This is a genomic window from Nocardia sp. 852002-51101_SCH5132738 (assembly GCF_001665695.1).
In the GTDB taxonomy this organism is placed as follows: Bacteria; Actinomycetota; Actinomycetes; order Mycobacteriales; family Mycobacteriaceae; genus Nocardia; species Nocardia nova.
Window position 1 is genome coordinate 32,458 of record NZ_LZML01000181.1, and the last position, 11,897, is coordinate 44,354.

At 69.5% G+C, this 11,897-nt stretch carries 13 protein-coding genes; 12 read left to right on the forward strand and 1 reads right to left on the reverse strand.

Going from position 1 to position 11,897, the window contains the following annotated elements:
• Positions 1 to 141 precede the first annotated feature (141 nt).
• The 11 genes from A5789_RS36965 to A5789_RS26805 all read left to right on the forward strand — a co-directional run bounded on the left by A5789_RS36965 (position 142) and on the right by A5789_RS26805 (position 8,355).
• Positions 142 to 2,091, forward strand: coding sequence for a hypothetical protein (locus A5789_RS36965; protein ID WP_064907189.1), 1,950 nt, complete (start codon positions 142 to 144; stop codon positions 2,089 to 2,091).
• Positions 2,088 to 2,900, forward strand: coding sequence for an ESX secretion-associated protein EspG (locus A5789_RS26760; protein WP_063018653.1), 813 nt, complete (start codon positions 2,088 to 2,090; stop codon positions 2,898 to 2,900). Before A5789_RS36965 ends, A5789_RS26760 begins: the two co-directional genes overlap by 4 nt.
• A 44-nt stretch (positions 2,901 to 2,944) precedes the next feature.
• Positions 2,945 to 3,268 carry a hypothetical protein gene (locus tag A5789_RS26765; protein WP_369817612.1) on the forward strand — a complete coding sequence of 108 codons (324 nt, stop codon included), beginning with the start codon at positions 2,945 to 2,947 and terminating at the stop codon, positions 3,266 to 3,268.
• Between the two features lie 38 nt (positions 3,269 to 3,306).
• Positions 3,307 to 3,648 carry a YbaB/EbfC family nucleoid-associated protein gene (locus A5789_RS26770; RefSeq protein WP_227462745.1) on the forward strand — a complete coding sequence of 114 codons (342 nt, stop codon included), beginning with the start codon at positions 3,307 to 3,309 and terminating at the stop codon, positions 3,646 to 3,648.
• 124 nt (positions 3,649 to 3,772) lie between these two features.
• Positions 3,773 to 4,087 carry a type VII secretion target gene (locus A5789_RS26775; RefSeq protein WP_030513423.1) on the forward strand — a complete coding sequence of 105 codons (315 nt, stop codon included), beginning with the start codon at positions 3,773 to 3,775 and terminating at the stop codon, positions 4,085 to 4,087.
• Positions 4,084 to 5,493, forward strand: a complete 1,410-nt coding sequence (locus A5789_RS26780) for a hypothetical protein (protein WP_156747666.1) — start codon at positions 4,084 to 4,086, stop codon at positions 5,491 to 5,493. The genes A5789_RS26775 and A5789_RS26780 overlap by 4 nt, the downstream gene beginning before the upstream one ends.
• A gap of 9 nt (positions 5,494 to 5,502) precedes the next feature.
• Positions 5,503 to 5,799: a PE family protein gene (locus tag A5789_RS26785; protein WP_064907191.1), complete on the forward strand. Its 297-nt coding sequence runs from the start codon at positions 5,503 to 5,505 to the stop codon at positions 5,797 to 5,799.
• A gap of 15 nt (positions 5,800 to 5,814) precedes the next feature.
• Positions 5,815 to 6,783 (forward strand): PPE domain-containing protein, encoded by a 969-nt coding sequence (locus A5789_RS26790; RefSeq protein WP_064907192.1) that lies wholly within the window; start codon positions 5,815 to 5,817, stop codon positions 6,781 to 6,783.
• A gap of 8 nt (positions 6,784 to 6,791) precedes the next feature.
• Positions 6,792 to 7,580, forward strand: a complete 789-nt coding sequence (locus tag A5789_RS26795; RefSeq protein WP_064907193.1) for an ESX secretion-associated protein EspG — start codon at positions 6,792 to 6,794, stop codon at positions 7,578 to 7,580.
• Positions 7,581 to 7,658: 78 nt separating this feature from the next.
• Positions 7,659 to 7,994: a WXG100 family type VII secretion target gene (locus A5789_RS26800; protein WP_030513428.1), complete on the forward strand. Its 336-nt coding sequence runs from the start codon at positions 7,659 to 7,661 to the stop codon at positions 7,992 to 7,994.
• Positions 7,995 to 8,043: 49 nt separating this feature from the next.
• Positions 8,044 to 8,355, forward strand: coding sequence for a WXG100 family type VII secretion target (locus A5789_RS26805; RefSeq protein WP_030513429.1), 312 nt, complete (start codon positions 8,044 to 8,046; stop codon positions 8,353 to 8,355).
• 132 nt (positions 8,356 to 8,487) lie between these two features.
• On the opposite strand, the gene eccE is transcribed toward A5789_RS26805, so the two are convergent.
• On the reverse strand, positions 8,488 to 10,164 hold the full coding sequence (eccE, locus tag A5789_RS26810; protein ID WP_169812393.1) for a type VII secretion protein EccE: 1,677 nt from the start codon (positions 10,162 to 10,164) through the stop codon (positions 8,488 to 8,490).
• Between the two features lie 204 nt (positions 10,165 to 10,368).
• On the opposite strand from eccE, the gene eccB reads away from it, so the two are divergent.
• Entirely contained in the window at positions 10,369 to 11,877 is a 1,509-nt protein-coding gene (gene eccB / locus A5789_RS26815) for a type VII secretion protein EccB (RefSeq protein ID WP_064907194.1), read from the forward strand.
• The last annotated feature ends 20 nt before the right edge of the window (positions 11,878 to 11,897 follow it).

Here is an 11,897-nt window from a genome sequence, read left to right on the forward strand (position 1 = left end):
CGCAGGTCGCAGGCTGTTCGAAAGATGATGTGGGACTTGCTATTCGGCATATCGGCGCGGGCGGGGGACGACCTGCGGACGGTATCGCCGACGGGGTGAACGCGCAGCTTCCGCTGCTACCGAATTCGAGGAGCACGATCGATGGCGCCCGATCCGACTACGCCCGTCGCTACGGGCAATCCGTGGCCGGCGTTGAGTGACTATACGAAGAACCACACCTCCGGCAACGATGCGCTGAAATTCGAGCCGGACGTGGCCCTGGAGGTGGCCGCGGCCGCGGAGAACACGATCGCCGCGCTGAAGACGTTGCAGCTCTACACCGACGATCTCACCGCCGGTTCGCCGGTCTCGAATCTCGCGTCGGGCACCGCGCTGGGCAAGAAGTTCGGTACCGAGGCCACCGATCTGAAGACGGTCTTCGAGGACCACAAGACGATCCTCGGCCAGATGATCGACACCTTCATCGCGGCCGGCAAGGCCTACGGGAAGATGGACGGCTTCAACTCCGCGCTACTGGACAATGTCAGCGGCAAACCGGACTACATGTGGGACGCCGACGGCTTGGACCCGATGGGCGACCCGCCGAAAGTGCCTGGCACCAACGACGATCTGAAGAATCCCGTCAACGCGATGGACAACAAGGCGGGACTGCAGTCGTTCCAGTCCTCGACCATCAGCCCCGAAGCGCCGGACTACATGAGCTGGTACGACCTGTTCCAGGTCGGCAACTACATCCGGGTCAACAAGGTGGCCGAGAACCTCGCCAACCACGCGGGCACCTGGTGGTGGATGGCGACCGAGGTGAACAAGGTCTACTCGGATCTGCTCAACAAGATCGACTCGGTGACCGTCGACAAGTGGAGCGGACCGGGTAAGGAGACCGCGGTCGCGGCGGTGCAGGCCTACGGCAAGAGCATCCCGGGGCTGTCCACCGCGATCAGGGGCACCGGCGATCTGCTCGTCTACACCTCGGGGTGGCTGAACGAGACCCAGTACAGCATGCCGCCGAACAACGATGCCGACGCGAAGACGCAACAGCAGTGGATTCAAACGGTGCGCGAGAGTTTCCGGCGTACCTATGTCTTCGGGATGAACCAGTCCTCGTCGCATGTTCCGGTACTGCCCGCGGCCGCGGCGGCATTCGGCCAGATTCCGGCCAATCCGTACGACCCGACGGGCCAGAACCCACCGGGCAGTCAGAACCCGCCCGGCAGCCAGAATCCGCCCGGAAGTCAGAACCCGCCCGGCAGCCAGAATCCTCCGGGGGGCGCGACCCCGCCCGGCGGCGCGACCCCGCCGGGCGGTACGACTCCGGGTGGCTCACCCAACGACGCACAGGCCAAAGCCGCGCAGGAGGCCGCGGCCCGGCAGCAGCGCGAGGCCTTGGCGCAGCAGCAGAAACAGGCCGCGGAATACGAGAAGCAGCAGAAGGAAGCCCAGCAGCAGCAACAGAAGGAACAGCAACAGCAACAGAAGCAGCAGGAACAACTGCAGAAGCAACAGGAGCAGCAGCAGGCGGCCGCACAGCAACAGCAGGAACAGCAGCAGGTCATGTCCGCTGTCCAGCAACTGATGTCGGCCGCGCAGCAGGGTGCGCAGCAGCTGATGCAGGCGTTCCAGCAGGTCGCCCAGACCCTGACGCAGCAACAGCAGCAGGACGCGCTGGCCAAGGCCGGGCTGGGCGATATTCCGGGACTGGGCATTCCGGGTATGGACGGCTCGGATCCGCTGTCCGCCCTCGCGGGCGCCGGAGGCGGTGCGGGTGGCGGCGGTGGCGGTGTGCCCGGCGGCAGTGCCGGGCTGCCGGGGTTACCCGCGCTCAATCGCGATCTGGCGCAGGCCTCCAAGTTGTTCCCGCGGGCGAGCACGCTCAGCACGGCGTTGAGCGCCACCACCGTCGACTCCGCGACCGGCCGCGCCGGCGCCGCGCCGATGGCGGGCACTCCCGGTTCGCCGGGTGCGGCCGGGGCGGGCGCGCAGAACCAGCAGGGCAAGGAGCACAAGCGGGCCGCCTATCTGGACTCGGTCGAGCATCTCGAGGACGCGCTCGGCGATGCGCCCGTGGTCGTGAAGCCGGTCGTCGAGAAATGAACCGCAGCTGGAGCTTCACCGATCTCGAATTCGTCGTCATGTGGCGGCATTTCGGTGACGAGGGGCCACCGCGTCCGTTCGTCTACACCACCGACATTCCGCTGGAGGACGACTTCCAGCGCGAATGCACGCGCTTGCGCGACCGGATGCTGGCCCGGCCCGACCACACCCTGTTCGACGCGGTGCGCGACTGCACCCGGCCCGATCTCGCCGTCCTGGTCACGGGATTCGACGGCCACGACCCGCATCGCGGCGAAGGAGCGGTCCGGCTACTGGCCGCCCGGCGAGAGGATCGCGGCTACCTGCTCACCCAACTGCCCGGGCGCACCCTGTTGCACGCCGGTGGATTCACCATGGTGCAGTGCGATCCGCTGCGGCTGGCCGATATGGTCGCGGATGCGCTGCCACAGGTCGAGGCCGGTGGCTCCGGGCACATTCTGTTACCGCCCGATCCGGAATCGGCGGCCGGCGTCACCGAAGCGCACTACGTATCGGCCGACAGTGCGGGCGGTGCCCCGCAACTCTGGGACAGCTACGACGAGCCCGACGACGCCGCCGGGCAGCGCTTTCTCGATATCGTCCCGGAGCGTTCCGGCTCCATCGAAATCGCCCAGGGCGTATCGCGTTTCGGCCCGAGGGGTCGTACCGTCCGGCAACTGGACTGGCGCGACCTGTCCGGCGACGGCCGCTACGTGATCCAGGCGGGCCCGCCGCGCACCGCCGCCGGAGTGGACCGGCAGGGACTGATCGCCGCGATCAACGCCGAGATCATCACCGTCGTCCGCGCGATCAAGGACGAGCGCGTCTGACCGGCCGGCGCCACCGTGCCCGATTCCGACCGACAACGAGGAGCATGATGTCCACCGCGACAACGCGATCGGGTTCGATCGCGGTAGAGACGACCGAACAGGGCCTGCCGCTGCGGATTTCGATCGAGGCGAGCGAATTACGCCGCGAACCTGCCGAATTGGCCGCCGAACTGCTCCGGCTGTGCTCACGCGCGGCCGATCGGGCCGGACTCGCACGGCGGCGCCAACTCGCCGAGGCCGGGCTGAGCAGCGACCTGCTCGCCTTGACCGGACTGCCCACGGCGGAGCAGGTCGAACGGCAGGAATTGATCGACGAGCAGGAGTACGACACGGAACCGCAGAGCTGGCTGAGGTCGGTGGAGTGGTAGGCCACGACGCCGGAGACGACGCGACCGAAGGGGAGCCGATGGCGAATATGCCTGATCTGTCCGGTGTTTCGGTGATGGACGAGCTGGTCGCCCGCACGGAGCGGCAACTGGAACGCATGCGCGATCTGGGTGACCGGATGGCGGGGGTGCGGGCCCGCGAAACCTCACCGGACGGCGCCGTCACGGTGGAGGTCGACGGTAACGGCGCATTACTCGATCTCGTTTTCTCACCGTTGGTGAATCGGCTCACCCCAGCGGAGTTCGAGCAGGTGGTAGTGTCCACCGCGCGCAGCGCCGCCGCCCGTGCGTTCGCGCAACGCGGTGATCTGATCGCCGCATTCAACGAGGAGAACGGCGCCGGTACGCGCGAGATTCACTGACGCGTAACGCGTTCTTAAGCTGCGCGCGTGCCAATCTACGTCGACGCCTGTTGCAATTGCTCGGTAGATGTTCGATCCGCCGGTTACGCGAGCGCGAATCGGCTTACCGGGCAGGGGCTTTCAGATGGGCGAGTTGGTAGCAGTACCGGAGGCGATCCGTCGCTACGGGGACACGGCGGCCGCTATGGCCACCGAAACACTCTCCGCGGGCACGGTGAACCAGGCGGTGGCCATCGCCGCGGCCGTTCCGGTCTTCGGTTTGATCGGTCAGGACTTTCTCGCGACATACGCGCTGGCGCAGGCGAATCACCTGAGTTCGGTGGTCGAGCTGGCGACGGTGCACGCCGGTACCGCGGTGACCGCGCATCAGAGTGCCGCCACCTACGCGACGACCGACCAGGACAACGCCGACCTGCTCGGCGGAATCGGCCGCGCGTGATGGAACCGGGCCTGGACCGGTCGATCGTCGACCTGTTGCGCCAGAGCGCGATGGGGTCGATCGTGGACCGGCCGGTCAACGACGTACTGCGGGAGATGGGGCTGCCGGGCCTGCCGCAGCTGCCGCCGGCGCCACCGCTGCCGCCGGCGCCACCGCTGCCGCAGCTGCCGCCGCTGCCGGTGCTCGACCTGCACGCGCTGACCAAACCGATCACGGATCTGGCCAGCAGTTTCGGCACCGGCAAACTCGGCGCCGGCCCGGGCGCGGACCCGACGCAGGTGCTCTCCCAGATCTCGGCCGTGCTGCAGACCGTCGTGCAATTGGGCACCACGGCGATGCAGACGGCGATGTCGCTGTGGCAGGGCGCGGGCGCGCTGTCGGCGGCGGCCAAATCGACCCAGGCGGCCGCCGACGGTACCGCGGTGGCGGGCCAGGGCGCGCAGATGTCGCTGGGCACGACCGCCGCGGCCGGCAGCGTATTCACCGGAAACGCGCTGATGACGGGCATCACCTCGAAGTACCTGACCTCGCTGGCGGCGGCCGCGCCGTTCATCGTGACCCCGCCGGGGCAGGTGTTCGTGCTGGCGATGTCGGCGCAGACACTGGCCGAGGCGCTCGCCGTGGTCACCAAGACGCGGGTCGAGCTGACCGCGCACAGCGCGAAGATGGCGCACACCGGCCAGAAGGTCAAGATCACCAATGTGCCGCACGGGGTGTCGAATGTCGCCGCGCAGCGGGTCGCGGTGCCGCAGGCTTCGCTGAAGTCCGTGGCCGGCACCACGTCCCGGCTCAGCGCCACACCGTCCGGTATGTCGCTCGCGACCAACGCGTCGAGCTCGAGTAGCGCGGCGGGCAATGCGACGCAATACGTTTCGCAGGCACTGCAGATGGTGCAGTCGTTGTCGGCCGTCGGCGGCGCGGGCGCGCAGGCGGCCACGGGCGTCACCGGCCGCGCCGCGAAACCGATCGCGGCCCCGGTTCCGGCGGCGGGCGGAACTCCGGCGGCGGCCGGAACCGGATCCGGAGCCGGCGCACCGGCTGGCATCGGCGCACCGGCCGCCGGGCCACCCGAGATGTCCTCATCCCTGCAGGCCGCGCGCACCCCGTCGATCATGACGGAGGCGGCCGTCACCGCGAGCACCGAATCCGCGATCGCCTCGTCCGGTACGGCGGGTAGCCCGGGCATGATGCCGATGACGCCGGGCGCCGGCGCGGCCGGAATGGCCCGCGCCGCTTCGGATTCCAGCAGCGCGAGCGACGCGGTGCGCGGACAGCTCGTCACGGCCGCGCACGGTAACGACGTCGTGGGCGATATCGCCGGAGTCTCCCTCCCCGTGGTCGGCGCCGCCGACGCGGTCACCACCACACCGGACACCGAGCCGCCGGACAAAGCTCTCACCCTCTAGGAGTTCGCGATGGAATTCGATCCCGTAGTCGCGGCGCGCACCGCCGCCGATCTCGACGCACTCGCCGACCGTCTGGAGGCGGGCCTGCAGGCCGACACCCCGGCGCTGTCGGTGGCGGCTCCCGGTATCGACGAGGTGTCGCTGCGTGCGGCGACGACCCTGACCGAGGTCGGCGCGTCGTTCGACTCGTCGGGCAACCTCGGCGTGCAGGAGCTGCGCAAACTGGCCGCCACCCTGCGGGCGCAGTCGCGCGGGCTGTCCCGAATGGACAGCGACAACGCCGCCGACCTCGGCGCCACGGCCTGATCGGGGCGCGACGACATGGTCGAACCACCGGGTGACGGCTTCACCGGGGTGGTCTGGGAAGCCAGGCCGACCGAGCGGCTGGCACGCGAACTGACGACCGGCCCGGGATCGGTGCCGATGGCCGAGGCCGCTTCGGCCTGGGGGCGGCTGGCCGCGAACTTCGGTGCCGCCGTGGTGGATTACGACCGGATCGTCGCCGAGATCCGCGGGCACTGGCAGTCCGACCGCAGTGACGAAGTGCTGGAACGCATTGCGCGGATGCGGGATTGGCTGCTCGACGCCGCGACGGCCGCCGGGCGCAACGCCGCCCACGCCGCCGAACAGGCCGCGGCGTACGAGGTGGCCCGGCTGGCGATGCCGCATATCGCGGAGATCGCGGCGCTGGAACAGGCGATGCACACGGTGCAGGCCATCGGGGCCGCGATGGGCGCGCCGCTGGTCGGCGCCGCCGCCGATATCAGCGCCGATCAGGACGTGGCCAAGGCCGGCGCGGCCCGGGTGATGCGCACCTACGAGGCCGCCACCGAACCGCTCGCGATGCCGTGGCAGCAGATCGAGCCGCCGGTGCTGGCCACGGGCGACGCCCTGGCGGGGGAGCAGGCGGCCGCCGCGGTGGCCGCCGAATCGGCATCCGCGATGCCCGCCGTTCCCGGGATGCCCGCCATGCCGAACCTGGCCGCCTTCGATATGCCGCGCACCCTCACCGGCACCCGTGTCCAGACCGTCGCCCAGGTGGCGCGGTCCACCGAATTCACCGCGCTGCAGGCCTCGCCCGCGCAGACCGGGACGGCCACCGGCCAAGCGGTTCCCGCCGCGGCCGGCCCCGCCGCCGCGCAGTCCGAGGAGGAACGCGTCGCCCGGGCGGGGGCGGCGGACGCACCCGCCGTCGGCGAATTCGAGATCGACGCCGGATTGGCCGCCGCCCCAGCGGTTCTCGGTGGCGTCGAGACGCCGCCCGCGTTCGGAACCGCGAGTCCCGCGTAAGGAGTGTTATGGCGACCCTGACCAACGACGCCGTCCTGGCCGTCGCCGAACTGCTCGGCGTGCAGACGTTGCCGCTGGTGCTGGAGGTCGGACCACGACAGGACTCGATCGACGCCTTCACCGCGGCGCGAGCCGAGGCGCTGCGCGGGTTGCGCGGCGCTGGGCTCGTGGACCGCTACGACGACGTCGAGTCGGAACTCGGTGCGGCCCTGTCGATTCTGGCCCGGCCCGAGTCCGAACTCGCGGCGCGGATCGTCACCGTGGCCGGGGTGCATCGAGTGTCGGTGGTGCGGCGCGGCGCCGGGCACGCGGTCGCCGTCCGCACCGGCGACCGGATCGACGTCCGCACCATCTGGGCGGACGACGACGGTGTGGCACTGGCCCGTCCCGTGCTGGAGGTCCTCGGTCCCGCCGAACCCGCGGATATCGCGAGCTTCAGCGCCCCCACCGACGAGCTGGCGCAGCGACTGGACACTGCCACGGCGGCAACGGAATTCGCCGAAGCCCTGTACGGACTGGACGTGGCGGAACGCGCGGCGATCGAATTCGGCATGGCGCTCTCGCAGTGCCACGCGCACGCCGAGATCGTCGCCTACCTCCACGCCGACGGCATCACCACCCGATCCTCCGGCGCCGCGGCGGTGTACGACACCGCCCGGGGCCGGATCGCGGCCAGCCCGGGCATCGCATCCGACCAGCGGATGTGGACCACCTTCACGCCGGGATCCGATCACCGCGTCGCACAGGCGATTACGGCGCTGATCGGCACCTTGCCCGGGGGAAGGTGGATGCCCTAGCTCGCGAGATCCCGTGCCAGTGACCACCTGTAGTACCGACCACCCGCATTACCGGAAAACACAGAGAGGGGCCTGACGATGGCCGGACAGCAAATCAGTAACGATGCAGCGAGTACTTCGCAGGCGCAGACCGATATGGCCAACTCGGTCGATCGCATCCGCGCCACCATCGCCCGCGTGACCGAGGCGGTCGACTCCGCCAAGCGCGGCTGGCAGGGCGACGCGTTCTCGGCGTGCAACAAGGCCGCCCAGGACTGGGACGAGGAAGCGGCCAAGCTGAACCAGATCCTCAACGAGATGACCGAGGAGGTCGGCCACGGTAACAAGACCTACACCGGCCTGGAGAGCGAGAACGAGAACGAGTTCCGTCAGCTCATCTCGCAGACCGGCGGTCTGACCAACCTCGGCGTCTGAGGCGAATCCAGCACAACCGTTCCACCGCACACGTACGAAAGGTAGCGACATGCTTTACGAAAGAACAGTTCTCCAGGAGCTCTCCGACCTGCTGAACGGCTTCCACAAGGATCTGCAGTCCGAGGCGAGCAACCTGCAGGACTGCGCGGCCAAGCTGGCCCAGGCGTGGGAGGGCAACGCCGGTCTCGAGGCGTTCCAGCAGTCGAAGCAGAAGTGGGACCAGCAGTTCGGCGACATCAACGGCGACAGCGACCCCAGCACCGCCATGGGCAAGGTGTCGGCGCTGTCCAAGGCCGTCGCCGCGGCGATGAACAACGCGACCGCCGCCGACAAGGTCGTCGCCAACGGCTTCGGCGGCTGAGTCCGCACCGCAGTTTCCACCACGAAGGGCCCGTCCGATGTCCCAGATCGGGCGGGCCTTTCGCTGTCGTCGCCCGGGTTCGGCGGGCAGCCGCTTCACATGCCGGAACCGCCGAGGCGGGCTCGGCCGGCGTCAGGCCGGAACGGCGGGATGTGCGCCGACGTAGCGCAGTTCCTCCGGTGTCGCCACCATGTACACCCGGGTCTCCCCGGCCTCGGTGCGCACCGTGACCAGGTTGGCCGTCTCGGGATCCTCGATCAGGGTGACGTCGGGTTCGAATCCGTCCGCTGCCTGCCCGGGCCGGCGCAGCAGCATCACCGTCGCGTCGGAGTGGTGCCCGCTCGGCGCGATGCCGTCGAAGACCACCATGGTCGCGAACCGATACGAGCTGGCCTGCTGGGAACCGGCCGACCAGGTGGCGAGCGTGAGCGCCTGCGGCATATCGACGTAACCGACCATCGGCCGCCATTCGTCGTGCCGATTGGTGTGCACCACCACACTGGCGCCCAACGCGATCGCGCGCAGGATCACCTGTTTGGCGACCAGGGGGGAGCCGATGACCTCGACCCGGCGCACGTGCCGGCTCACCAGCGGCAGCGCCACACCCTGGCCCGAGTTGTCGGCGCCGATGAGCTGTCCGCAGCCGGCGATCGGCATCGGCACCCGGTCCAGGGCGTCCGGCGGTCCGAGGTAGCTGTCCAGCGGCAGCGCCGGCACGCCGGTGCCCAGCGGCAGGCTGAAAAGCATTGCGCGCCGCTGCTTTCCGGGCAAAGGAATCAGTCCGGCGGAGCGCACCCGGCACGGCGCGTCGCGGGTCGCGAAGCGTGCGGTCGCCGTCACGGCGATCGAAGTGTCGGTGGTCGCGGCCGTACTGGGCCCGGCATCCGGCACCCGCTGCAGCCGCACGGTGATCGTGGAGGTCACCGTCGGCGTCGACCACACCTCCGCGATGCCGCGAGAGCCCAGGGCCTCGGGTGTCATCCGGTAGGTGGTGTGGTGAAAACCGTTGTGGATCAGACTGTCCGTCGTCTCCTCGAATTCCTCCGGCGTCGCGCCGAGGGTCAACTGGGCGACCGCCTGATTCATCTCGGTCGCCGAGAGCGCGACCGCCGACAGACCGCGCGCGGCGAGCCGATTGGCCACCCGCCGCGTGGCCACGACCGCCGAGCGCAGGGTCCCCTCCGCCCCGCCGCCGCGCCGATCCACGGCGGCGGCGTTGGCCAGCGGATCCAGCCGCAGGACCACCCAGACCGTCCGATGCGCCACGGCCGGCAGCGGCCCGAGGATGCTCTCGTAGGCGCGCGCCACCGCACCGGTGCCGGCACTGCGTGATCCGGTGCTGATCACATCGATGGCGGCCAGCCGGATGTCGAACTGATCGAGACAGCGCGCGATCTCGGCGAGCGGCAGCATATCGTCGCCGAGCAGACCGCTCGGGCTGAGCCGGGTGACCGTTCGCGGCTGCGCGTCGATCCGCAACATGGTGATGAGCCGGCCACCGTCCCAGCGCATTCCGTAACTTCCGCCTTCCGTCAGTGGAACATTGAATGGCGAATGTTGAACGGCGGTGGAACGATTACGAAACAATTGCCAACGAAAGGTAATTCCGCGCGCCAGGGATTGCGCGAGAGAAGTGCCTCGAATCGGCGCCAGCGCGACGATCACCACCACCGCGGCGACAACGACCGGAACCCACCACAGCGGTGTGAAAACCCTTGCCACGAAGGCGCCCACGGCCGCCGTGACCAGCACCGGAAGCACCAGGCGCAGGGGGAGCAGGTGGAAGAGCCAGAATTCCGTCGAACGCAATTGCGGTGCGTTCGAGCGCGATTCGGAAGCGTCGGATGAATCGTCTCGAGGCGGTGTGACTTTTTCTCCGCGCGCGGTGGAGTTCATGCGCACATAATGGACCGAACTCGTTCGGCTTCGCTAGTCTGTCGAAGCGCGGACGGAATCGGTTCGCGCCCTCGAATCGGGTCATCGGAATCAGCTAGTGGGTATCGGGAGGCGGTTGTGCCGGCGCAGTTGACGACCCGTGCCCAAGTCAACGGTTACCGGTTCCTGCTCAAGCGTTACGAGCACGCGCTCGTGCGGCGCGACGTCCGGATGCTGCACGACCCCATGCGGACCCAGTTCCGTTCGCTCGTCATCGGCGCCGTACTGGGACTTTTGGGCGTGGCGGGTGCGGCGATCCTGGCCTTCCTGCACCCGCAGGGCTCCGTGGGTGACTCGAAGATCGTGATGGGCAAGGATTCCGGTGCGCTCTACGTCCTCGTGGACGGAACCTTGCATCCGGTGCTCAATCTGGCCTCGGCGCGCCTCGTCACCGGCGCCGACGCCTCGCCGGCCTCGGTCAAGGACAGCAAACTGACCCAGCCGCGCGGTCCGCTACTGGGTATTCCCGGCGCGCCCGGTGCCCTGCCCGGATCGGGCGATCCCCGGCGGTCCACCTGGACGATGTGTGACAACCTGCTGCCTTCCGCGACGGGTGGTGCGGCCGCGACGGGCCCGCTCACCACGGTGATCGCCGGGCCGCTGGACAATCCGGCCGGTGGCGCCCGCGCGGTGCCGGTGCGCGCGGACCAGGCGCTGCTGGCCACCCACGGCGGTAAGACCTTCCTCGTCTACGACGGTAAGCGTGCCGAGATCGATCCCGGCGATTCCGTTCTGGTCCGCTCCCTCGGTTTGCGGGATCAGCGTCCACGGCCGATCGGCGGTGCGCTGCTCGATGCCACCGAACCCGTTCCGCCGCTGGCAGTTCCGGACATCGACCGGCACGGGACGCCGGGTCCGGGCAAGCTGTCGGATGTGCCGGTCGGCGGTGTGATCCGAGTACACGGCGTGGACGCCGACGAGCTGTACGTGGTCCTCGCCGACGGCGTGCAACGGGTCACGCCGTTCGCCGCGGGCCTGATCCGCGACGCGAATTCGCAAGGGATGAACGAGATCTCGACCGTTCCGCCGGACCGCATCGTCGGTGTCCCGGTTCTGCACCGGCTGCCGATCGACGATTTCCCGCAGCAGGTTCCGTCCGTGCTCGCGCCCGACGCCGATCCGGTGGCCTGTCTGTCGTGGACCCGTGCCGCCGACGACGCGCGCGCCACGGTCACTCTGCTCGCCGGCCGCGCGCTGCCCCTGCCCGCGGATGCGGAGCCGGTCGTCCCGGCGACCGCGGACGGCGCCGGCGATCGGATCGACGGCGTCTATCTGCGCCCGGGCACGGGGGAGTTCGTGCGGTCGGTCGGCGCGGAGCCGGGCGCGGTGAGCAACGGCCCGCTGTTCTATTTGGGCGACAACGGGATTCGGTACGGCATCCCGGATGCCGACACCGCCAAGGTCCTCGGAATGCCGAAGACGCCGAAGCCGGCGCCGAAGCCGATCGTGGAGGCCTTGTCGGCGGGCCCGGCGCTGACCCGGCAGGACGCTCTGATGAGTCACGACAGCCTGCCGCAGTGCCCGGACGCGGGCGCGAGCGCTGTAGCCTGCGCCCGGCCGATCCCACCGCCGGGCAAGAACAACTGACCGCCACGGCCGCCCGGCAG